The sequence below is a fragment of the Mucilaginibacter sp. RCC_168 genome (assembly GCF_041355315.1).
In the GTDB taxonomy this organism is placed as follows: Bacteria; Bacteroidota; Bacteroidia; order Sphingobacteriales; family Sphingobacteriaceae; genus Mucilaginibacter.
Genome location: NZ_JBFUPN010000019.1, coordinates 24,172 through 47,438, shown reverse-complemented (window position 1 = coordinate 47,438; position 23,267 = coordinate 24,172). Strand labels below are relative to the sequence as shown.

The following is a 23,267-nucleotide window of genomic DNA, read 5'->3' as shown; positions in this document are numbered from 1 at the left end:
AATCAATAATTTCGTCCTTTAAAATTGTATTGTTTTCATTTGAGAGATGAAAATTCGCAGTAGGCGTGTCGAAGTCAATACGGCTAATGCATTACATACTAAATTTAAGTTCTTGTAAGCTATTTGATTAAATATTCCCAGGACACTTTTCTTTGACAGAAAAGAATTCAGCAAAAGTTTCCATTAAAACATCGAACACCGTTTTCGGGCTTAAAAGAAGTTATAGGTTTGTGGTAACCAAGATGTTAACTGCATAAAAAAAAGGAAACATACAATTATGTACGTTTCCTTACGTAGCGTTAACGGGAGTTACTTTGAACACATTGAGGCAATTTTAGCTTTAATTGAACCAATGATTAAGGATGAATTATAGCTAGCTAAAAACATATGGAACTATCAATCTGAACCAATAACGGTCAGTCCAATATCTGCCTTGTTTCTTAAGTATGAACTGGTAACTCCAAGTAAATTGAGTTGCTCCACAGACGGGTTTTTCGCAGAGAGCCCTGGTTGAATAATGAAAATTTCAAATTCTACCGGGTAGCGCTTTTGACTATTTGCCAAAGGAAAGTAAGGGTATCCTTCTCGCCATGTTCAATACGTGAACACGATTTATCCCCACGTTTTTTTATTTCACGTCTTAACAGGTGACCGAAAAATTCCGTTGGTTCCTTAAACTTCCAACTTTCGTTTTGAGTCTTTCTTGCTGGGAGAACGGTCGGGCTGGTCGCCGTCATTCAAGACGCGGCCGCTGACGAATACAGAGGTTCATTCCAAAGATAGTGTGATCATGGCGTGCGCTGTCTTGTTTTACAAAAAAGGCTGTCTCTGCTGTCATAAGATAGATACTACCGGCGGCCTTACCGGGCCGGACCTGTCCAAAGCTGACCTTCGACTATCCGATGAACAAATAAAGGTAAGGATCGTTAATGGCGGTGATAATATACCGGCGTATGGCGGTATGCTTACCGGTCAGCAGTTGCACTCCATACTCACATTTTTAAAGACACGGCGGTAATCCGAAATACTGAAAACATCATTTTTTATTATTGGTTAAATTAATAGAATTACCGGCGGCGTGTTTAGCTCAAGCCGGGAAGCGACAGAAATTTATAGAGATCACAAGACGGCGTCTTAACCGGGCCGCCGTTTTGCTTTTATCACCGTTCCATATGAGTCAATCCAGAACACCTGTGTATACTGCTTTGGCGGCAAATCTTGCGATCGCCGGGATTAAGTTATTGGCCGCATTCATGACCGGCAGTGCAGCGATGGCTGCCGAAGGTGTGCATTCATTTGTGGATAGCAGCAATGAGGCGTTGTTACTGCTGGGCCTGCGCAGGGGCCAAAAGCCAGCCGATGACCGGAGGCCATTCGGCTATGGCAGGGAACTTTATTTCTGGGCATTTATCGTTTCCCTTTTGTTTTTTGTATTGGGTGGCGCCTTTTCCATTATTGAGGGCATTGATCATCTGCTAAATCCGGAGCCCGTGAGGAATCCGCTTTGGAACTATGCGGTACTATCTATCGCCTTTTTATTGGATGGTTTTTCACTGATCACGGCTATTCGGCAATTCAACCGCGAGCGGGGCAAAACACCTTTTTGGCTGGCCCTACGGCAAAGTAAAAACCCGTCCACCTTTGTGGTGCTTTTTGAAGATGCCGCTGATGTGATCGGGATCACTTTTGCGGCAATGGGCTTAGTTCTTGGACAACTGCTGGGTAACCCGTATTTAGACGGAGCCGCCTCGCTGCTTATCGGCGTTTTGCTGACCCTGGTCGCTGTGTTTCTGGTCCGCGAGAGCCGCAGCCTGCTGATGGGCGAAAGCGTTGCGCCTGCTGAATTGCGGGAGATCGCAGCAATCGTGGAAAAGTCAGCCGGGATCAGCCAGGTTAGGGCTCAAAAGTCAATGTACCTGGCACCAGACGAGGTTGTCCTTTACCTGCAGGTAAACTTTCAGCCGGACCTGCCGAATCATCAAACCGTCTCACAAATCAAGGAGGTCCGCAAAAACGTACAGCATGCTTATGCCCATGTCCGGCATTTATTTATTGAACCCGTATAAATCCAAAAACTATGCACAACAAAAACATGCCTTTTGTGGCAAAATCCGCCCAGATCTTATTTATCCTGATGGCCCTGACGGCGATCCTTTATATTGGCCGGTCTGTTCTCATACCACTGGCATTTGCCTTTGTATTGGCAATGCTGTTACTCTCGCCGGTAAGGTGGCTGGAAAGAAAAGGCCTTAACCGCACATGGTCAGCACTGGCTGCAATCATCATGCTGATCGCCGCCTTTACTTTGATCTTTGGGCTTATCGGGTGGCAATTAAGTTCCATCCTTAAGGACGCCGGCCAGATCAAACAGCAACTGGCTAAGGTCGGTGCGGAAGCTACAGCATTTATTTCAGATCATACCGGCCTAACCCTCGGTCAGCAAAAGAAGGCATTGCAAAATGCAGATGTTTCCGCCCCGCTGACCTTTCTCTTTCAAGGCACCGGCAGTTTATTTGGCATATTGGTAGCTGTCGTACTGACGCTGGTGTATGTTTTTTTGCTGCTTATTTTCAGAAACCAGTTCATGAAATTTGTAAGTGAGGCGGTGCCATCCGAACAGAAGGAAAATGTCCAAAAATTGATCCGCGAAACAGGAAAAGTATCACAAGAGTATTTGACAGGACTTGCATTGATGATCATGTCCCTTTGGATCATGTATGGCATCGGTTTTTCTATTGTAGGTGTGCGTTATGCACTCTTTTTCGCCCTGCTTTGCGGGACGCTGGAAATGGTGCCGTTCGTAGGCAACATCACTGGAACAACCTTGACCGCACTGATGGGTATTATACAAGGCGGTGACGCAAGCCTTGTTCTGTACATTCTCCTTACTTACGGTATGGTTCAATTTATCCAGTCTTATATTTTACAGCCATTGGTTGTTGGACGCCAGGTTGACCTCAACCCGTTTTTTACCATCTTTTGCATCGTGGCCGGCGAAGCAGTATGGGGCGTAGCCGGGATGGTACTGGCTATTCCGCTTTTCGGTATGATCCGGATTGTTTGCGGTCATTTCGACACGTTAAAGCCTTATGGCTTCTTGTTGGGTGGATATTCAAAATCGAGAACAAAAGTTTCATGGTTTGATAAGCTTAAAAGCTTTTTTACAAAAAAAGGTTAATATTCTACTGTATAATAAAGGTCATGGAATGCGATGGAAGGTCATCGTCTTGCCGATCCATTTAAAATGCCAATATCCCCGCACATGCAATAAGCCTTTCTTTCCAATAAAAGCAGAGGCGTTCCAATACCGGCCGTGCCTTGAATCGTACACTATACCGTTTTCCCAGGAATTAGAGGACGGCTTATAGACCAAGCCGCTCAATATACTCATGCCTAACAGCTTCCGATGCCGCAATGCCGGATCGGGGTTGTGAACGTCCGTCCAGTAATCTATAGGTTTTCCCTCTGTGTCGCTAAACCAAATGATCTTAGCTTTAAACTGATTATTCTGTAGCAAAACCTGGATCCGGAGATTTTTTTGTGCAGACTCCCACTTGCCGCAGATACGCTCCTGAGGTGAAACAGATTGCCCGGCGGCTATGATAGTGGTGAAACAGATAACATGTAAAGTGCTTAAAGCGCTTTTTAAAATTGATTTTGAAAACATAAATGATAAACAGCAATCAAAGTGCCATAGCCGCAAGCCTTATCTTTTATTGTCTCTCTCTACTTGGCTTTGGTCGTAAAAAAGGGATGCAGGATTGGTCAGCGCGCCAATTTTTTGCTTCATTTCGTCCAGTGTCTTTTTATATCCCTATAACCGAACTTTACCAGTGAGTCCCTCGCAATTTCTGGCAGCGTTCATTTTCAAGTGCAGATCCGGTGAACGAAAACCCATTACTCAGTCCGGAAAACTATGATTGTTGCAATTGCCGAAGGGCCGGAGGAAGTAGATCGGACACGGACTGTCTGCTACCATTGTTGAGTACGGCCCAGGTGTGCACGCATTTTCGACATTACCGTTATTTATTGAACCTATTTAATCTATGCCTGTAACGAACACTTCCTATTTGACCCGTGCCTGCCAATTGCTTTTGTGCTGATGGGTGGTATTGTACTATTATAGTGTATATTTTTGAACTGCATACCGAATTGAAACTTAATTATCTTAAATCTGAATTAATCCAAAACGAATTTGTTGAAAAAACAGATGGAGATATAAATTTAATCAGAAAACCTATTTTTGCTGAGATAGATGTTAAAAACGGTGGTAAAATTCAGTGCTTGTCGATTCCTTCGCCAGGAAGCCCATACAGAAAATTAAATGATTTCGGAATAGCTAAAGCGATAAATTTGGATAACTATTTATTTGAGGTGTTTAAATGGTTTAAAGGTTAAGTCCAAATATCATTCAGTGGAATAATTTTCCTCAACACCTCACGAAATAGAAATTTATTAAGTACACGGCAAATATGGGTTTCATCCTTCAAAAGAAATAATCTAGATGACTTTGTTGAAAATGACTAATCTAATGATGAACATCTAATAATTAGGCTTTAGAGGTTCTCTTGATGGATTGTGTTTAATAACAGAACATAATTATGAGTTGCTTAATACAATAGAAATAAATGATACAATGAAATTAAAATATAAATACGGCGATAATCTCCGATAAATTTATTGATCATATTAAACTATCTCATGTAAGTTTTTGTAAAGCGAACCGAATTAAAAAGGCGAGCCATTAATAGTTTCACAGTGTTTGGAGGTTTTGATAACCGTATTCAAGAAATCACACAATTCTTAACTTGGATCAAGGATTTCCAACTAAATACTAACTATCGCGCAGATTGAAAAGACCTATTTTGTAAAATAGAAATAGCCTCGTCGGCTAGATCGTCGGTAAGCCCAACAGACGGACTGGTCAAAATGAGATTCCCTTTAAGATTTTCCGGCAAGCCATTTAACATCTTGTCATCATCGATAATGACAAATTCCTCGTTAGGCACATGCTTTTTTAGATACCATTCCAATATTTCATCCTTACGACTTACATACAAACTATTAGTTGACAACCTCTGGACCCTTTTCGGATTAATTCCTCTTGACTTTAATAAGTCTTTCCATTGTGAAACCTTATATTTCGTTTTATGTGATGTCGTTAATACAACAGAGGCATTTGTTTCTGAAATGATCCGCTGAAGTGCTTTGACAGAGTTTAAATTAAACATAGGAAACCCATCTTCCATAAACTCTGGTTTTTTCCAAGAGTTAGCAGGAACCATTACGCCATCTATGTCTAACAAAATCAACATAATACAAATTTACGACTAATTATTCATCCAGAAGTATTTGATTAACAAATTCTATTTCTAGTTTATTATACTTCGCATCTAATTTATTCAGATAGGCAATCTTTGCCTGAGTATCCCAATCTTCTTCATCGAATTCCACTAAATTCCAAGCAGTCTTTTTGGTTGCGGAAGTTGAATTACTCAGTACTTGACCAAGTTCAAAATCCATAATCAAAGCACTCAAATATCTGTGATGCCCATCAATTATTAAATTGTCGCACACTTTGATTTCATCAAATTTAATACCGTGTGACATTTTTTGACACATTCTTGATATGATGGGAACACATAGTTTAGGTTGTGTAGCAACAAAAGCGATATTATGGGAAATTATAAATGTTTTGATAAATTCAGTTGTAATCTTTTGCACTTTTTATAATTAAATTTATTATAAAAATAATCAGAATTTCCAGTATGACAATTGCACATGTAACAAAAACTCAATTATGAAAAAAAAGACCTGCAAAACGCAAAACTGTTAAGCCAAGCAAGCAGTTTGGAAAGAGCGAACTTGAATTTCTAAACTTAGTATCTCAAATAATTGTCGAAATAATACTCGATGACGAAAAGAGAAGTGATGGCGATCAAAAAGATGAAGCAAATGGAGACTTTTTCTCCGATTAAAATTCGTCAAATATTAAAGATCTACCAAAATATTTCAAATAACTGGCAATCAATTACTTGCTTTATTATATCGTCAAAAACACCCTTATGGGAATTGAACACATTTCAATATATAACCTATTGATTTTTAGCAATTTAATTGTTTTTTTTAATACTTTCAAACTAAATTTATTAGATCTTTACAAAAAGAAAAACCGCTAACAGTTTGATTGTTAGCGGTTTTTGTGTTCTAAGATTTCTCTTACGTAGCCCGTAGGGGAATCGAACCCCTGTTTGAAGAATGAAAATCTCCTGTCCTAACCCCTAGACGAACGGGCCATTTTTATTTGCCTTCCCCTGTTTTGGGATTGCAAAGATATAGCTTTATAGATAAATTAAAAATAAAATTTAAAAAAAATATTTTAGCTGTAAATACTGCACGTTTTAGAGGGATTTCAAACAAATCACGCCTTTAGCATTGTAAATCTTTGACCTGTTAAAGCTATCTTTATAAATAAATAAAACATACTTTATGAAAGCAATCTGGAACGATCAGATCATAGCTGAAAGCAATGATACCATCATGGTTGAAAACAATCACTATTTCCCTATAGAAAGCGTTAAGGCCGAATACCTTGAAAATACTGACACCCATACTACTTGTCCATGGAAAGGGTTGGCATCCTATTATACCTTGAATGTTGATGGTAAAAAAAATCAGGATGCCGCCTGGTATTATCCACAACCCAAGGAGGCGGCCAACCACATTACCAATTATGTGGCTTTCTGGAAAGGTGTTAAAATAATCGAATAACATGAAGAAATACGATGCCATTATCATTGGCGCCGGGCAAGCGGGTGCGCCATTAGCTAAAAAGCTGGCTAATGCGGGCAAAAAAACGGCTATTATTGAAAAACGTTTTTATGGTGGTACCTGTGTAAACGATGGTTGTACGCCTACAAAAACCATGGTGGCGTCAGCGAAAGCAGCTTATATGGCAGGCAAAAGTGCGGAACTTGGCGTACCCGTAAAAAAGTTCTCGGTTGATATGCCCCAAATTAAAAAACGCAAGGACGAAATCGTGCTTCATTCGCGCAATGGGGGGCTGCATGCTGCTGAAAAGACCCCAAATCTTGATGTATTGTTTGGCGAAGCCACTTTCATCGACCATAAAACCATTTCAATAGCGCTAAATAATGGCAAAAAAGAAATCTTAAAAGCCGATCTCATTTTTCTGAACCCGGGCGCAAAGCCCTTTGTCCCGAAGATAGAAGGTCTGAATGATATTGACTATCTGACATCAACGAGCATACTCGATTTGGATTACGTTCCTGAACATTTATTGATATTGGGAGGCAATTACATTGGGTTGGAATTTGGGCAGATGTTTCGCCGATTTGGCAGCAAGGTAACTATACTGGAAAAATCAGCCAGAATTGTATCACACGAGGATGAAGACGTCTCTGCCGAGATGCAAAAAATCCTGGAGGCAGAGTCTATCACTATTTATAATCAAACGCAAGCTATCGGATTCAAGCAGAATAAAAGCGACAAAATAACCGTCACCATATCGATAAATGGTGAAGAAAAGAAAGTCAAATGTACTCATGTATTAGTAGCCGTTGGCCGCACTCCGCAAACAGAAGCGCTTAACTTAATCAAAACAGGCGTAGCGACAGATGAAAAAGGAAATATAAAGGTGAACGACAAACTGGAAACCTCCACTCCTGGCATCTATGCCCTGGGTGATGCGAAAGGAGGTCCGGCGTTTACACACATCTCCTATAATGATTATACCATTGTTTACCGTAATCTGATCGAGAAACAAGATCTGAATATAAACGACCGACCGGTACCTTATTGTATGTTTACAGATCCGCAATTGGGCCGGATAGGGTTAGATGAAACTGAAGCTAAAAAACAAGGATTGAACTATAAAGTGGCCAAACTACCGATGGCCTATGTAGCCCGCGCTATAGAAACAGGAGATACACGTGGTTTTATGAAGGCTATTGTTGATCCAAAAACAAAAAAAATATTAGGCGCTACTGTTTTGGGCCCCGAAGGCGGTGAGATCATGACCGTGTTGCAAATGGCGATGGAGGGCGGTATTACTTACGACCGAATACGCTATTGCGTGTTCGCCCATCCGTTGTATTCAGAATCATTGAATAACCTATTTATGACCCTGGAAGATTAGTCCCCTGTTTATGATAAAGGTTGAAGGCATAAGTAAACACTTCGGTAAAATAAAGGCTGTTGATACCATTAGCTTTGAAGTTCAGGAACAAGAGAACCTTATTTTGTTAGGTACAAGTGGTTGCGGCAAAACCACTACGCTTAAAATGATCAACCGGCTTATTGAACCAACCTCTGGCAGTATTTTTATCAAAGGGGAAAATATAGCCGATGAACAGCCGGAAATATTAAGACGCGGCATTGGTTATGTTTTACAAAACAATGGTCTTTTTCCGCATTATACGGTGGCCGAAAATATAGCAGTGGTACCACAATTGTTAAAGTGGGATAAAAAGAAAATAGCCCATCGTACTGCCGAGCTGATGGAGAAGCTGCACCTCAGTCCCGATTACCTGCATGTTTACCCTCATGAATTAAGTGGTGGTCAGCAACAGCGTATTGGCCTGGCCCGGGCTCTGGTATCTGATCCGCCGGTTTTATTGATGGACGAACCTTTTGGCTCCCTGGATAACGTTACACGAGCCGCTATTCATAAAGAATTTAAGGCACTTGATGAGTTGAAAAGAAAAACCATTATCATGGTTACCCATGATGTGCAGGAAGCTTTTGAATTAGGCGACAGGATATGCCTTATGGACCATGGAAAGATTGTACAATCGGGCACACCTGCCGATTTACTGTTTACCCCAGCTAATAAATTTGTAAAAGACTTTTTGAAAGATCAACGTCTGCAACTGGAATTTAAGGCAATACAGTTGCTGGATATATGGGATCTATTGCCCAACCACCATAAGGAAATTCATACCTCGTCATTATCAACCGATACTGATTTGTGGACGGCGCTGGAACATTTTAAGTTTATTGATTCTGAGACTATCAACATCAGCAAGGATAAAAGCGAAATAAAAACCGTTGGGTTTGAGCAGCTCATGTCGGCTTTTAATCAATACAAAAACAAGCAAGGGCATGAATGAGCATCAGCAAACTTTACTGGAATTTATGCAGCAGCAAGCCGATAAGTTGGCGGTTCAAACCATGCAGCACATCGGGCTTACCTTTATTTCGCTCTTTTTTGCAGTGCTTGTGGGTTTGCCGCTGGGTATTATTATCGCCCGTAAAAGAAACCTTTCCGGTACTGTCTTGGGCTTTGCCGGAATATTACAAACCATACCGAGCATAGCTCTGCTGGGCTTTATGATCCCCCTATTAGGGATCGGACCTAAGCCAGCTATTGTTGCTTTGTTATTATACGCTTTGCTTCCCATTATCCGGAATACCTACACCGGCATTACCGGTATCGATGCTGCAGTGAAAGAGGCAGCCACGGCCATGGGCATGAGTAAATGGCAAATATTGATCAAAGTAGAACTTCCGCTGGCTATGCCTGTTATTTTGGCTGGTATCCGTACCGCTACGGTCATCAATGTGGGTGTGGCTACATTGGCATCCTTCATTGCTGCAGGTGGCTTAGGCGAGTTTATTTTCGGCGGCATATCGCTCAACAATACCAACATGATCCTTGCCGGGGCCATTCCGGCAGCATTATTGGCCATCATTTTCGATTTCCTGCTATCATTGGTACAAAAGCTCAACTTCAGGAAGCTAAAACGAAGCAGTTATGCATTGCCTGTTGTATTGCTATTGTTATCATCTTTCTATTTTATACCTACCGCGTATGGCAGCAAACTTACAGCGGGTTTTACACCCGAGTTTATGGGCCGGCAGGATGGCAACCTGGGTTTGGAGAGCAAATACGGACTAAAGATCCATACCATTGTGATCAGCGATGCGGTAATGTACAAGGCCGCCTATGAAAAAGAACTGGATGTAATCAGCGGGTACTCTACTGATGGGAGATTAAAAGCTTATGGTCTGGTAGTTTTGGATGATGACAAGGGCATATTTCCACCTTACTATGCCGCGCCAATTATAAGGGATGATGCGTTGAAAAAATTTCCGGACCTGGAAAAAACGTTGAATTTGCTATCGGGCAAAATAAATGATTCCGTGATGACTGATTTAAATTACCGTACTGACTATCTTCACCAAAGCCCGGAGCGGGTGGCCAGGGATTTCTTAGTGAGTCATAAACTATTTAAATCCGCCTGGAAAAGCAATGAAGAGAACACAGTACGCATCGGTTCCAAAATATTTGGCGAACAGTATATACTGGCCAATATGTACAGCATGCTTATAAAAGGATATACCAATTATGGCGTATCAACAAAAACAGGACTTGGTGGAACAAAAATTTGTTTCGACGCCCTAACTAATGACCAGATAGATTTTTACCCGGAATATACGGGAACTGGTTTACTGGCCATATTACAAGCCTCATCAAAAACAATAAGTGAGGTAACAAAAAATAAGGATAGCACTTACAATTATGTGCAGCGCGAATTTAAAAAACAGTACCAGATAAGCTGGCTAAAACCTATCGGATTCAACAATGCATATGCTTTAATGATGAGAGAACAACAGGCCAAAAGTTTAAATATTAAAACAATTTCTAACCTCAAACGATATTTGAATAGTAAATAGTTTCATGAATTTAGTTGATTGTTATAAAAAAGTACGCCAACGTACCGAATATATTTGCAGTCCTTTGCAAACAGAAGACTACGTGGTACAGCCAGTGGTAGATGTTAGTCCGCCTAAATGGCACATCGGGCACACTACCTGGTTTTTTGAAACTTTTATCCTGAAACCTTATTTTATGGGCTACCAGGAATTCAATCCTAATTACAACTATGTTTTCAACAGCTATTACGAAACTGTTGGCAATCGCGTAATCCGTACAGACAGGGGCAATTTAAGTCGCCCAACCGTTAATGATATTTACCAGTATCGTGCTTATGTGGACGAAGCTATGGAGAAGTTCCTTTGTGTAGAGCCAGCTGCCGATGTTAAAGAACTCCTGATATTGGGCTTCAATCACGAAGAACAACATCAGGAACTGCTATTAACTGATATTAAATATATTTTAGGTCATAATCCTTTGTTTCCGCCATATTCAAGCAGTTACCACTCGCCGAAGGTAGAAACCGTGGAAACTGATTTTATTAAATTAAGCGAGGGCATTTATGAGATAGGATTCACCGGAGAGGGATTTTGTTTTGACAATGAGCTAAACCGGCATAAGGTTTATTTAAACAGTTATGAAATAGGCCCAAACCTGGTAACCAATGCAGAATACCTTGAGTTTATTAATAGTGGTGGCTATCATGATTTTCGCCATTGGCATGCCGAGGGATGGGATTGGGTTAAAACCAACCAGATAGAATCGCCGCTTTACTGGCATTTAATTGACGAGGAATGGCATAATTACACCTTCCATGGCCTGGAACTGCTTAATCCGAACAATCCGGTATGCCACATCAGTTATTTTGAGGCGTATGCGTATGCCTCATGGAAAGGCTTCCGTTTACCAACAGAGTTTGAATGGGAGGCTGCGGCAACTCAATTTAACTGGGGCAAAAGCTGGGAATGGACAGAAAGCGCATACCTGCCTTACCCTGGCTTTGCCAAAGCCCCAGGCGCCATTGGTGAGTATAACGGCAAATTTATGGTGAACCAAAAAGTACTGCGTGGCGCTTCGGAAGCTACATCTCCGGGACATAGCCGCATTACTTATCGCAATTTTTTTCAAACAAATTTACGCTGGCAATTTACTGGCATCAGGCTTGCAAAGTAATTGCATAAATACCTCAATATGGACTCTACCTTAGCTCATACGGAATTGAACGACCCATCAAAAACAAAAACGAATTTGTTTTATAATGATGTGATAACCGGGTTAAAATCAACACCCAAGCGGTTAAATTCAAAATATTTTTATGACGCCAATGGCGATAAGCTTTTCCAGGAGCTCATGAACAGTCCGGAATATTATCCAACCGACTGTGAGCTGGAAATATTCGCTGAAAAAACTGCCGAGATCGCGGATGCCCTTATTGCCGACGGCGATGCTTTTGATCTTATCGAATTAGGTGCCGGTGATGCCACCAAATCAACTTATCTGCTTAAATATTTACTGGAGAAAAAAGCCGACTTCACATACCTGCCTATCGATATTTCAGAAAATGTAATAGCCTATCTGAACATGACTCTGCCCGTTACCTTACCGGGCCTGCAAATTACAGGGCTAAACGGCGAATATTTTCATATGCTCACCAAAGCAGCCTCTATTTCTTCCAGGCGCAAGGTGGTTTTGTTCCTGGGATCAAACATTGGCAACATGCCTATAAGCGATGCTATTGAATTTTGCAGGGAGTTGCGTAAACATCTATCACCCGGAGATATGGCCCTCATCGGGATGGATCTTAAAAAAGACCCCAAAGTGGTGCTGGCCGCATACAATGATAAAGAAGGCATTACCAAACGGTTCAACCTGAATCTGCTGGAACGAATTAACCGGGAGCTAAATTCCAATTTTGATGTTTCTAAATTTGAACATTACCCTACCTATGATCCGGAAACAGGGGCCTGTAAAAGCTATCTGATCAGTACCGTTGATCAGCAGGTAACTATCAATGACAAAGAAACCATCACATTTTTAAAGGACGAGTATATCTATATGGAAATCTCTCAGAAATTCACCATTATGCAGGCCGATCAAATAGCTATCAATACAGGCTTTGTACCGGTAGGGCAATTTTTCGATACCAAAAAATGGTTTATTGATGCCATTTGGGTGGCTGCATAATTTTTTGAACAAGCAGGCCATTTTGTTACGAAAGTGAGTTTACATGGTTTACACTTTTCATGGTTAGCATTTTCATATATAACTGATATCAATGCCATTTACACATAATGGCTTTAAAGAGCAAATCATCTTATAACCAGGAAAATCATGGTCAGATAAAAACATTATAATAGTTTCGGGTTCAGTTCCGAGTCTATCAGTCCGCCTATGGGTTTGCCCATGAGCCATTTTTCATGGTCATTTTTTTGCCATTCGTTTTTGTATGGAGTTATTCGGGCACCGTCGGCTACATAAATAATGGTCATTACCTCGCGCATCTGATCTGAGTTATTACCTGGCGCGTTGTGTATGGTAAAACCCCGGTGCCAGGTAGCATCGCCTGCCTTCATGGTATTAGCTCTACTGATTTCAAACCCTTTTTGCTTTACATAATCATCAAACAAGGTTTCCGATTCATCCGAAATTTCATGATTAAAAACAGCGCCGTTAACATATGACCCTGAAGCAAAAGTTAACATGCCCATATCCACATCAATATCAACCAGCGGCATCCACATGGTTACCGTATTATGGGTATCAATTGGCCAATAGTACTGATCCTGGTGCCATGGAGTGGGGCCACCACCCGGCTCTTTAAACAAGGCCTGATCATGATATATCCTCACGTTGTCAACCCCCATCAAATCGGCAGCTATTTTAGCCATTCGTTTGGCCGTAACAAACTTTTTACTGGCCTCATCAACCTGCCACAGATTCATGATCTGTAAAAATGCCTTTCCGTAGGTATCCCTTTCTTCCAGTTTACGTTTTTCCGTATTACATCTTTCCGCGGCGCCCACGATCACAGGTCGATAGGCATTTATTTCTTCTTCAGAAAGAATATTCTGAATTAATGTATGCCCTTTTTTTTGAAACTCTTGCTTGTTTTCATCCGACAATTTCTTAAAATCATCCAACTCAGGCAGATAGGTAAATGCACTAATCATAATTTTATTAGCTTTTTTTTCAAAGTAAGCTTATCTTTATATAAAAAAAAATGAAATGAATGGCAGGAAAGTGGCGCATATTATCCACTCGCCAATAAAATTCATTACTTTACGTTAATATTTGCAATGATCAAAGCCTCTTACGAAGTCCTTCAGCCCGCGAACAGTCAATCATTCCTTGTCAGAAAGTTTGATAAACTGGCATTTGACGCCCCTTACCATTTTCATGAAGAATACGAACTCACATGTGTTATAAGAGGCACAGGTAAACGCTACGTAGGCAGCCACATGGAAGATTTTGTTTCGGGCGACCTGGTATTGCTCGGCCCCAATTTGCCGCATTGCTGGAAACTGGAATCCGGAGAAATATCTATTGAGGACGCCAGCGCCATAGTGATACAGTTTAACGACGCTTTTTTGGGCGATGAGTTTTTTAATAAATTTGAACTACAACATATTAAGCAACTTTTTCAAAAAAGCGCCAGCGGCATTTTATTTCACTCTGATACCCAGAAAGAAGTAAAGGAGCTTTTGCTAAAACTGGCTGATGAAAAAAGCAACTTCAGGATATTGATATCCCTGCTTGAAATACTGCAGCGCATGGCCTCATCCGAGGAATATATTCTGCTTGATCAGCACCGGGTAATAGCTGAGCGTTCCCTGGCCGAGCGTGAGCGGATAAACCCGGTATTAGCCTATCTGGTTGAAAATTTCAGGAAACAGGTTTCATTAGATGCCGCCGCAGGTATAGCCAACATGACCACCAACGCGTTTTGCAAGTACTTTAAAAAGGTAACCCGTAAAACATTTATGGAAACCATTATTGAATACAGACTCAACTATGCCATACAACAGTTGGTACAAACAGACAAGCCCATATCAGAAATATCGTTTGAAAGCGGTTTTGGCGATGTATCGCACTTTTATAAAATGTTTAAGGCTAAAATGCACCTGAGTCCGCTTAATTACCGCAAAAGGTTTATGCGCAACCTGCTCAACGACGGCAAAAAATTATCAGCTTAACACCAGAGGCGCTATACACTGATTATACCACGCTTAATAGCATATATAACCAGGCCTACCAGGTTTTTTGAGCATGTTTTTTCAAACAATCGTGCCCGGTACCCTTCTACGGTTCGTACGCTCAGGAATATTTTATCGGCTATTTCCTGGTTGGAGTATTCCTGGCAAACCAGTTTCAACACCTCAATTTCTCGTTCGTTAAGGTCGGCTTTATTATTAGGGAGGTTATCGCCGTGCTCATTAGTAACCAGTTGTTTGATTAGCGTTATAGACAGGTGTTCATTAAAGTAAAAACCCTTGTGATATACCGTTGATATAGCTTCTATGATCTCCTCCGGCTCGGCATTTTTAAGGAGGTAGCCCGATGCCCCGGCTTTCATCATATCCACAATATATTTGTCTTCATTAAACATGGATAGCGCCAATATCTTGATGTGCTTATAATGCTGATGCACATAATCGGCGGTTTGAATGCCATCCATTTCGGGCATCTTGATATCCATCAATAACACATCCGGCGATTTATCGACTAATAAACCCACCAGTTCTTTGCCATTTGATGCTTCCAATATCAGGTCAAAATCTTCACAATCTTCTAACGTTGCTTTTAATCCGTTCCTGAAAATTTTATGATCATCAATAATGCCTAATTTTATCGTACTCATTGTGTAACAAATAGTTGGCTAATATAGCAAATAGTTAGTATCAAGTCGCTAGTATCAAGTATCACGATTATCCGCGGCTTTAAAACAAATATACCTTATAATCAACATATTAGTATCAAGCATTACGATTATTAGCGACTTTACATACAGCACCATACAAGAATGTCTTGATACTTGATACTAGCGACTTGATACCAAATTATGCTATTTTTAATTTTATAGTGGTAAACGTGCCAGCCGTGGGTTTGCTTATAATGTTAATTTCGCCGTTGATGAGCTGTACACGGCTTTCGAGGTTCTTGATACCAAACCCATGTTTTACTTCATTTAGCTTAAACCCAACACCATTATCCTTAAATTCCATGATCATAAAATCGCCTTCCTGCTTTACCGAAAGGTGGATAATGGTGGCATCCGCATGTTTAATGGCATTACCAAAAAGCTCCTGGGCTATACGGTATAACGCCAGCTCAACTTCATTTGGAAAGCGCTGATCGGCTATTTTTTTTTCGAACCTTACTTTGATACGGGTGGCTTGTTCTACCTTATTGCCCAGGGCTTCCAGGGCTATCAAAAAACCATAGTCGGTAAGCACGGGGGGCAAAACATTGTGGATAATGTTGCGTATTTCCTGGATACTTTCGTCAATAAGTCTCCGGGTATCGGCCAGCAGGGGCTGGGAACTTTCGCTGATGCAATTTTTATCCAACCGGTGCATATTAAGCTTAATGGCTGATAATACCTGCCCCACACTATCATGCAAATCTTCGGCAAGGCGCTTGCGTTCGCTCTCCTGTGTTTCAAAAACAGCGTTCATCAAATCGCCTTGCCGCTGATCATGCAGCTTTCGTAATTCTACCTGACTCTTTATCATTTTACGCTGATAAATGATCACGAAGAAAAACAGGCAAGTAATTAATATAACAACCACTAATGTCCCGATAATGAGTACCGGGATCAGGTTGTTTTCTGGGGCTTGCAAAGTAATCCTATTGAGTATAATAAATTAGCAATTATATTGGTTGAACTGTGAATAATAAAAATATTAGGCCTTAGATCTTTAGGGATTTGATTAAACAGCATAAATAAAAAGATATTTACCGCCGAATAAAACAATATACCAGCATTTATCCAAAACCACCCTTGTTTTTCGATATATACATATTCTTGTCGGTTTAAAAGCTGATAAAAATATACCAAAGATAATATGATGAGAAAAATACTTAAAGCAGTATTTGAAATAGTTGGATACGACAATAATTTTAAAGAATTATATAAAAAGGCAATCAACGTCACTACTGCCAGTATCAGGGTTATCTTTTTTAATATTGAATTTAAAATTAAATGGTAATATATAACACTATAAAATCCGAGACTGACAAATAAATACAAATGAACGAATGGCATATCGTTCAAACTATTATTTCCTGCATTTAATGCAATCCAAAAGCCCTGGTCAAACAAAAACGACACAAAAAAATAAGCGGCTGCTATTTTTAATATGCTATCCATCTGCCTATAATTAAATAGTGCGGCAAGTACTGGAATTGCGCCGGATATAACAGAAAGCATTGTAAATATAAATCCCATTTATGTGCTGTTATTTTATACTGGTCCTTCTACCTCGATCAATAACCACCAGTCAATGCATTTGAAGGACATCCGGCTGTTCCAGGGCATGGCGCTGATTGATCACCTACACTGTTACCATCTTGCTGAGCTGCCATCAATTTATATGTTTTTTCGTGCGTTGAAAAAGTTGTGGACATCACCGTTTCACCTTTCGTATCATGCGGCAGCATATCTTCCCCATCTTCAGTGACACCCGATATTACAAAGCGCATATCGCCATCGGCGTGAGCAATCGTTTTGATAAAGAAATTGCCTATGGCTACAAAAAAACGCTGAAAACCGGTTAACTGTTGCCTGTTGGCATAATAAATACGGAGAGCAAGGCAGCCCGGCTGTGCAAGGATCTTATTGACAATAACCTGCCCGAAAAGTTGAGAAATAGCAGACCCTTTGGGACTACGATGCCTGTGATTGGCAGTATATAATGCAGCCTCATCAAGGCTTATAACGGCGCCTTCGTTGCCGGTGATAACACCTCTTGCTTGTTGTGTTCCAGTTGCTGTAGTTGTTGTTTCCATGATTTTAATTAATAGGGTTTGGGATTAGACGATAAAACTAACATTAATTAGTAATTAATTCAACAAGTTGAGGTTGAGACCTAAAACTTATCCCCTTATTAACAATCACGTAACGAACTCATAAACAGTAAATAACGAATTTCAACCAGGCAAGAGACGCTCTAATATCACGTAATTTTACGTGTCAAAAACTGTAATATTACGCGGGGTATATTATATGCATATATCATGCAATATAAAGTATTTATGATAAACACTTATGCAATCGATGCAATAATTATTAACAATACTTAGGCAAACATTGTCCATATTGATTTTATTATTTAGGTTTATGCTAACTATTAACTGATCCTATAAAATAAGGGTGATGCTTTACGGCATTGCCCTTTTACATTTTATAAGTCTCATATTAAAATATCGCTTCGGCGATACGTTTAGTTGGGCCGGCGTTGCTCATGGTATAAAAATGCAGTACAGGTACGCCAAATTTCACCAGCTCTTTACACTGGTTAATCATCCACTCAATACCCATATCTTTTACGTCTTTTTCCGACTTACAGCCATGAATAGCATCACACAGATCCTCCGGCATATCAATATGGAAAGTTTTTGACAGGTTAACCAATTGTTTTGATGTGGTGATAGGTTTTAAACCCGGTATAATAGGCACATTAATGCCGTTGGCGCGGCAGTTGTTTACAAAATCAAAATATTTCTGATTATCAAAAAACATTTGGGTAACAATAAAATTGGCGCCCATATCTACCTTTTGTTTCAGGTATTTAAAATCGGTTTTCAGGTTGGGGGCTTCAAAATGTTTTTCGGGATAGCCCGCCACCCCAATACAGAAATTAGTTTTGGCGATGTTATCATAATCCTCATGCAAATAAATACCGTTGTTCATGTTCACTACCTGCTGCAGCAGATCGGTAGCATAAGCATGACCATTGGGAGTTGGTACAAAGGACGAATCGCTGTTACGGGCATCACCTCGTAATACCAGTACATTCTCTATACCCAAAAATTCCAGTTCGATGAGCGCGTTCTCCGTTTCATCGCGGGTGAAACCACCACAAAGCAAATGCGGAACGGTATCTACCTTATACCGGTTCATGATAGCCGCGCAAATAGCAATAGTGCCGGGGCGTTTACGATAGCTCAGTTTTTCCAACAAACCATTGGGATGCTGCTTATAAATATAATCCTCACGCAGCGAAGTCACATCAATAAACGGCGGTTTAAATTCCATTAAGGGGTCAATAGCATTGTAAATGCCTTGTATGCTTTGTCCTTTTAAAGGTGGTATCAGTTCAAAAGAAAAAAGTGTTTTACCGTTTGCGTTCTTGATGTGGTCTGTAATTTTCATCTATGGTTCGGGTTGCGAGGCTCGGGTTGCGTGAAGCCTCCCTATTTTGTTAAATTTGATTTATAATAATTAATAAGACCTGCTAATAATCTTCTTACTTTTTCGAGTTGAGTTAATAAAATATCCAAGGTCTCTTTATCTATAAAATTAAGATCAAAAGAAAGGTAAAATTGTGTTTCTAATTCGTAGGCAGAACCTCGGGCGATATAAAAAAACTGCAAAGAATCCTTACCATGGTTTCTTCCTGAACCTTCCGCGATATTAGATGGAATAGAAATTGCCGCACGTTTTATTTGCGATTGCAGAGCAAAAATTTCATCTTTTGGAAACTTGCTCATACTTGTATAAACAAGCTTAGCTAAAACTCTAGCTTCTTTCCAGGCATCCAGGTCGGTATAAATCATTCTGTCTTTTTCCACGAACCCCGCAACGCGAGCCTCGTACCTTATTTAATAGTTAATATTTGGACCAAGCCAACGTTCAATCGTTTCGAGATCCATGTTCTTACGAGTAGCATAATCTACTACCTGATCTTTGCTGATCTTACCCAGGCCAAAGTACCGGGCTTGCGGATGCGCGAAATAGAAACCGCTTACGGACGCCGCCGGCATCATGGCCAAACTTTCGGTGAGGTGCATGTGGGCATTGTCTTCGGCTTTTAACAGCTCAAACAAAGTGGTTTTCTCAGTATGATCCGGACAAGCGGGATATCCAGGTGCCGGACGAATACCTTGGTATTCTTCCTTAATCAGGTCTTCGTTACTTAACTGCTCGCCCTTTGAATAGCCCCAGTGCTCTTTGCGCACCAGTTCGTGCATCTTTTCGGCGAAGGCTTCTGCAAGTCGGTCAGCAAGGGCTTTGGCCATGATGCTGTTATAATCATCGTGGTCGCGCTCAAATTCGGCTACCAGTTCATCGCAACCTATACCTGTTGTAACGGCAAAGCCCCCCATATAATCGGGCACACCGCTTTCTTTTGGGGCGATAAAATCAGACAGGGCATAATATGGTTCGCCTTTCATTTTTTCGGTTTGCTGGCGCAGGGTATGTATGCGGGTTAACAATTGCGTACGACTTTCGTCGGTGTACAGTTCAATATCATCACCCACACTGTTGGCCGGCCAAAAACCGATTACACCGCTGGCTTTTAATAGTTTCTGATCCACTATTTTTTTCAGCAGTTCCTGCGCATCATCAAATAGTTTTTTAGCTTCATCGCCCACAAACTTATCGGCAAATATTTTCGGGTAGCTGCCTCGCAGTTCCCAGGTATGGAAAAACGGCGTCCAGTCGATGTAGGGGACCAGTTCTTCCAGTGGGTATGATTCAAATACTTTTGTGCCGGTGAATGTTGGTTTTATAGCCACGTCGCCATCCAGACTGATCTGAAATTTTGATTTACGGGCATCATCAATGGTTACAAAACGTTTGTCTGATTTTTTGTTTAGGTGCGCTTCCCGGGCTTTGGCATACTCCTCCTTAATACCCTGAATGTAGGCATCCCGGTTATCCTTACTCATTAAATTGCTGCACATGGTAACACTTCGCGAAGCGTCTATGCCATGTATCACCGGTCCGGAATAATTCGGATCAATCTTTACCGCCGCGTGTATCCGCGATGTTGTGGCGCCCCCTACAATCAGCGGAATAGTAAAACCGTTCCGCTCCATTTCCTTGGCAAAATGCACCATTTCATCCAGCGATGGAGTGATCAGTCCGCTCAAGCCAATAATGTCCACATTCTGAGCTTTGGCTTCCTCGATGATCTTCTGTGCGGGCACCATTACTCCCAAGTCAATGATTTCGAAGTTATTACAAGCCAAAACTACGCCTACTATATTTTTTCCGATGTCATGCACATCGCCTTTAACAGTAGCCATTAATATTTTACCGGCATTGGCCCGGTTGCCGCTTGAGTCTTCACCGGCATCAATAACCCGTTGTTTTTCGAGTTCGATGAAGGGCAGCAGGTAGGCTACAGCCTTTTTCATTACCCTGGCCGATTTTACTACCTGGGGCAAAAACATTTTACCGGCGCCAAACAGGTCGCCCACGATGTTCATGCCATCCATTAACGGCCCTTCTATTACTTCCAACGGTTTGCTGTAGGCCAGGCGGGCTTCTTCCACATCGTCATCCAGGTATTCGATGATACCCTTTACCAATGCGTGTGAAAGCCGCTCCTGAACGGTACCTTTGCGCCATTCTTCGTCGCGTACTACTTCTTTGCCTTTACTTTTAATGGTGTCGGCATATTCTACCAGGCGTTCGGTGGCATCATCGCGACGATTCAGCAATACATCCTCTACCAGCTCCAACAGGGTCTTATCAATTTCCTGGTAAACCTCCAGCATACCGGCATTCACAATCCCCATATCCATACCCGCCCTGATGGCGTGATACAGAAATGCCGAGTGCATAGCCTCGCGCACTACATTGTTCCCCCTAAAGGAGAACGAAATATTACTTACCCCACCGCTCACTTTGGCATGAGGCAGATTTTGTTTTATCCAGCGGGTAGCTTCAATAAAGTCTACAGCGTAGTTATTATGCTCTTCGAGACCGGTGGCTACGGTTAATATATTGGGGTCGAATATAATGTCCTGTGGCGGGAAACCCACCTCATTCACCAGGATATCATAGGAGCGTTTGCAGATCTCGATACGGCGCTGCAGGGAGTCGGCCTGACCGGTTTCGTCAAATGCCATTACAACTGTAGCGGCACCATAGCTTAATATTTTACGGGCATGCTCTTTAAATTTATCTTCACCCTCTTTCAGCGAGATGGAGTTTACGATACCTTTACCCTGGATACATTTTAAACCGGCTTCAATAACCGTCCATTTGGAGGAGTCGATCATGATGGGCAATTTGGCAATATCGGGCTCAGAAGCTACCAGGTTCAGGAATTTCACCATCACCGCTTCCGAATCGATCATACCCTCATCCATATTGATATCGATCACCTGGGCGCCGCCTTCTACCTGTTGCAGGGCCACGGCAAGGGCCGCTTCATAATCTTCGGCCAGGATCAGTTTGGAGAATTTGGGCGAACCGGTAATGTTGGTACGCTCACCCACATTCACAAAAATACTCTCGGGAGTTATGGTAACGGCCTCCAATCCGCTCAATCGCAGATGCGGTTCAACCGTTGGAACTATTCTTGGCGGGTATTTGGCCGCCTTTTCGGCAATACATTGAATGTGCTCTGGTGTAGTACCACAACAACCGCCTACAATATTTACCAGACCGGCTTTTATAAAATCGTCGACCTGATGGGCAGTTTCGTGTGCGGTTTCATCATACTGACCAAACTCATTGGGTAATCCAGCATTTGGATAAGCAGATATAAATACATCAGCTTTTTCGGAAAGCTCGGCCAGGTGAGGGCGCATTTCTTTGGCACCCAAAGCGCAATTTAAACCTACCGAAAGCAGGTTGGCATGCCGTACCGAATTCCAGAAAGCCTCAACCGTTTGGCCAGACAGCGTACGACCCGAAGCATCGGTTATAGTACCAGAGATCATGATAGGCAAATGCTTACCCGACTCATTTGCATAGCGATTGATGGCAAATAATGCAGCTTTAGCATTCAGCGTATCAAATATGGTTTCTACCAGCAGCAGGTCGCTTCCGCCATCAACCAAGCCACGCACCTGGTCATAATAGGCGTCGGCCAGGTCATCAAATGTTACGGCCCGATATCCCGGATCGTTTACATCGGGCGATAGCGAGGCGGTACGGTTGGTTGGCCCAATTGCACCGGCCACAAAACGGGGTTTAGCCGGATTTTTGGCTGTATACTCCTGAGCCACTTCACGGGCCAGGCGTGCGCCTTCATAGCTCAGCTCATAGGCCAGCTCTTCCAGCTTATAATCGGCCAGGGAAATTACTTGCGTGCTGAAGGTGTTCGTCTCAATAATATCAGCACCGGCATCCAGGTATTCGGCATGTATGGCCTTGATAATATCCGGGCGGGTGATGTTCAGAAGGTCATTATTTCCCTGCAGATCAGAGCTATGATCTTTAAAACGCTCGCCACGAAAATCCTGCTCGGATAATTGATACCGTTGTATCATGGTACCCATTGCCCCGTCAATTACCAGTATGCGTTTCTCTAATTCTTTTCTAATATCCATGTTTGAGATGTGAGATATGAGATTTGAGATTTGAGATCAGGACAAACCCTTGATCTTAAGCTCATTTCCCTATCTA

At 41.6% G+C, this 23,267-nt stretch carries 22 protein-coding genes and 1 tRNA gene; 11 read left to right on the top strand and 12 right to left on the bottom strand.

Annotated features, from left to right (window positions below; genetic code table 11):
* The first annotated feature begins 790 nt into the window (after positions 1-790).
* The 3 genes from AB6735_RS18480 (at position 791) to AB6735_RS18470 (ending at position 3,178) form a co-directional block, all read left to right on the top strand.
* Positions 791-1,018 (top strand): c-type cytochrome, encoded by a 228-nt coding sequence (locus AB6735_RS18480; RefSeq protein WP_370997344.1) that lies wholly within the window; start codon positions 791-793, stop codon positions 1,016-1,018.
* Positions 1,019-1,172: 154 nt separating this feature from the next.
* On the top strand, positions 1,173-2,066 hold the full coding sequence (locus AB6735_RS18475; RefSeq protein WP_370997342.1) for a cation diffusion facilitator family transporter: 894 nt from the start codon (positions 1,173-1,175) through the stop codon (positions 2,064-2,066).
* A gap of 11 nt (positions 2,067-2,077) precedes the next feature.
* On the top strand, positions 2,078-3,178 hold the full coding sequence (locus AB6735_RS18470) for an AI-2E family transporter (protein ID WP_370997341.1): 1,101 nt from the start codon (positions 2,078-2,080) through the stop codon (positions 3,176-3,178).
* Between the two features lie 21 nt (positions 3,179-3,199).
* Here AB6735_RS18470 and AB6735_RS18465 read toward each other — a convergent pair whose 3' ends face one another.
* On the bottom strand, positions 3,200-3,667 hold the full coding sequence (locus tag AB6735_RS18465) for a DUF2147 domain-containing protein (RefSeq protein WP_370997339.1): 468 nt from the start codon (positions 3,665-3,667) through the stop codon (positions 3,200-3,202).
* 485 nt (positions 3,668-4,152) lie between these two features.
* On the opposite strand from AB6735_RS18465, the gene AB6735_RS18460 reads away from it, so the two are divergent.
* Positions 4,153-4,398 (top strand): hypothetical protein, encoded by a 246-nt coding sequence (locus AB6735_RS18460; protein ID WP_370997338.1) that lies wholly within the window; start codon positions 4,153-4,155, stop codon positions 4,396-4,398.
* Between the two features lie 440 nt (positions 4,399-4,838).
* Here the strand turns inward: AB6735_RS18460 and AB6735_RS18455 are convergent, their stop codons facing one another.
* From AB6735_RS18455 to AB6735_RS18445, 3 genes are all read right to left on the bottom strand, one after another.
* Positions 4,839-5,315, bottom strand: coding sequence for an HAD domain-containing protein (locus AB6735_RS18455; RefSeq protein WP_370997336.1), 477 nt, complete (start codon positions 5,313-5,315; stop codon positions 4,839-4,841).
* Between the two features lie 19 nt (positions 5,316-5,334).
* A complete protein-coding gene (locus tag AB6735_RS18450; RefSeq protein ID WP_370997334.1) occupies positions 5,335-5,724 on the bottom strand; it encodes a hypothetical protein in 390 nt (129 codons plus the stop codon).
* Positions 5,725-6,224: 500 nt separating this feature from the next.
* A tRNA-Glu gene (locus tag AB6735_RS18445) sits at positions 6,225-6,296 on the bottom strand.
* A 193-nt stretch (positions 6,297-6,489) separates the two neighbouring features.
* Between AB6735_RS18445 and AB6735_RS18440 the strand changes: the two genes are divergently transcribed.
* The 6 genes from AB6735_RS18440 to AB6735_RS18415 are packed head-to-tail and all read left to right on the top strand — an operon-like array spanning position 6,490 to position 12,862.
* Positions 6,490-6,771 carry a DUF427 domain-containing protein gene (locus AB6735_RS18440; RefSeq protein ID WP_370997333.1) on the top strand — a complete coding sequence of 94 codons (282 nt, stop codon included), beginning with the start codon at positions 6,490-6,492 and terminating at the stop codon, positions 6,769-6,771.
* 1 nt (position 6,772) lies between these two features.
* On the top strand, positions 6,773-8,158 hold the full coding sequence (locus AB6735_RS18435; RefSeq protein WP_370997332.1) for a mercuric reductase: 1,386 nt from the start codon (positions 6,773-6,775) through the stop codon (positions 8,156-8,158).
* A 10-nt stretch (positions 8,159-8,168) separates the two neighbouring features.
* On the top strand, positions 8,169-9,131 hold the full coding sequence (locus AB6735_RS18430) for an ABC transporter ATP-binding protein (RefSeq protein WP_370997331.1): 963 nt from the start codon (positions 8,169-8,171) through the stop codon (positions 9,129-9,131).
* On the top strand, positions 9,124-10,698 hold the full coding sequence (locus tag AB6735_RS18425; RefSeq protein ID WP_370997330.1) for an ABC transporter permease/substrate-binding protein: 1,575 nt from the start codon (positions 9,124-9,126) through the stop codon (positions 10,696-10,698). The genes AB6735_RS18430 and AB6735_RS18425 overlap by 8 nt, the downstream gene beginning before the upstream one ends.
* A gap of 4 nt (positions 10,699-10,702) precedes the next feature.
* Positions 10,703-11,851, top strand: a complete 1,149-nt coding sequence (gene egtB / locus AB6735_RS18420) for an ergothioneine biosynthesis protein EgtB (protein WP_370997329.1) — start codon at positions 10,703-10,705, stop codon at positions 11,849-11,851.
* A gap of 18 nt (positions 11,852-11,869) precedes the next feature.
* Positions 11,870-12,862 (top strand): L-histidine N(alpha)-methyltransferase, encoded by a 993-nt coding sequence (locus AB6735_RS18415; protein WP_370997328.1) that lies wholly within the window; start codon positions 11,870-11,872, stop codon positions 12,860-12,862.
* Between the two features lie 164 nt (positions 12,863-13,026).
* Here AB6735_RS18415 and AB6735_RS18410 read toward each other — a convergent pair whose 3' ends face one another.
* The gene (locus tag AB6735_RS18410) at positions 13,027-13,848 is read right to left on the bottom strand and encodes a phytanoyl-CoA dioxygenase family protein (protein WP_370997326.1); all 822 of its coding nucleotides are present in this window, start codon (positions 13,846-13,848) and stop codon (positions 13,027-13,029) included.
* A gap of 126 nt (positions 13,849-13,974) precedes the next feature.
* On the opposite strand from AB6735_RS18410, the gene AB6735_RS18405 reads away from it, so the two are divergent.
* Positions 13,975-14,871, top strand: coding sequence for an AraC family transcriptional regulator (locus AB6735_RS18405; protein ID WP_370997325.1), 897 nt, complete (start codon positions 13,975-13,977; stop codon positions 14,869-14,871).
* Positions 14,872-14,882: 11 nt separating this feature from the next.
* Here AB6735_RS18405 and AB6735_RS18400 read toward each other — a convergent pair whose 3' ends face one another.
* From AB6735_RS18400 to metH, 7 genes are all read right to left on the bottom strand, one after another.
* Positions 14,883-15,536 carry a response regulator gene (locus AB6735_RS18400; protein WP_370997324.1) on the bottom strand — a complete coding sequence of 218 codons (654 nt, stop codon included), beginning with the start codon at positions 15,534-15,536 and terminating at the stop codon, positions 14,883-14,885.
* A 199-nt stretch (positions 15,537-15,735) separates the two neighbouring features.
* Positions 15,736-16,518 (bottom strand): sensor histidine kinase, encoded by a 783-nt coding sequence (locus tag AB6735_RS18395; RefSeq protein ID WP_370997323.1) that lies wholly within the window; start codon positions 16,516-16,518, stop codon positions 15,736-15,738.
* On the bottom strand, positions 16,494-17,126 hold the full coding sequence (locus AB6735_RS18390) for a hypothetical protein (protein WP_370997322.1): 633 nt from the start codon (positions 17,124-17,126) through the stop codon (positions 16,494-16,496). The genes AB6735_RS18395 and AB6735_RS18390 overlap by 25 nt, the downstream gene beginning before the upstream one ends.
* A gap of 38 nt (positions 17,127-17,164) precedes the next feature.
* A complete protein-coding gene (locus tag AB6735_RS18385; protein WP_370997321.1) occupies positions 17,165-17,686 on the bottom strand; it encodes a hypothetical protein in 522 nt (173 codons plus the stop codon).
* Between the two features lie 409 nt (positions 17,687-18,095).
* Entirely contained in the window at positions 18,096-19,052 is a 957-nt protein-coding gene (gene metF / locus AB6735_RS18380) for a methylenetetrahydrofolate reductase [NAD(P)H] (RefSeq protein WP_370997319.1), read from the bottom strand.
* Between the two features lie 41 nt (positions 19,053-19,093).
* Positions 19,094-19,471, bottom strand: a complete 378-nt coding sequence (locus tag AB6735_RS18375; RefSeq protein ID WP_370997317.1) for a four helix bundle protein — start codon at positions 19,469-19,471, stop codon at positions 19,094-19,096.
* Between the two features lie 30 nt (positions 19,472-19,501).
* Positions 19,502-23,191, bottom strand: coding sequence for a methionine synthase (gene metH, locus AB6735_RS18370; RefSeq protein ID WP_370997315.1), 3,690 nt, complete (start codon positions 23,189-23,191; stop codon positions 19,502-19,504).
* Positions 23,192-23,267 lie beyond the last annotated feature (76 nt).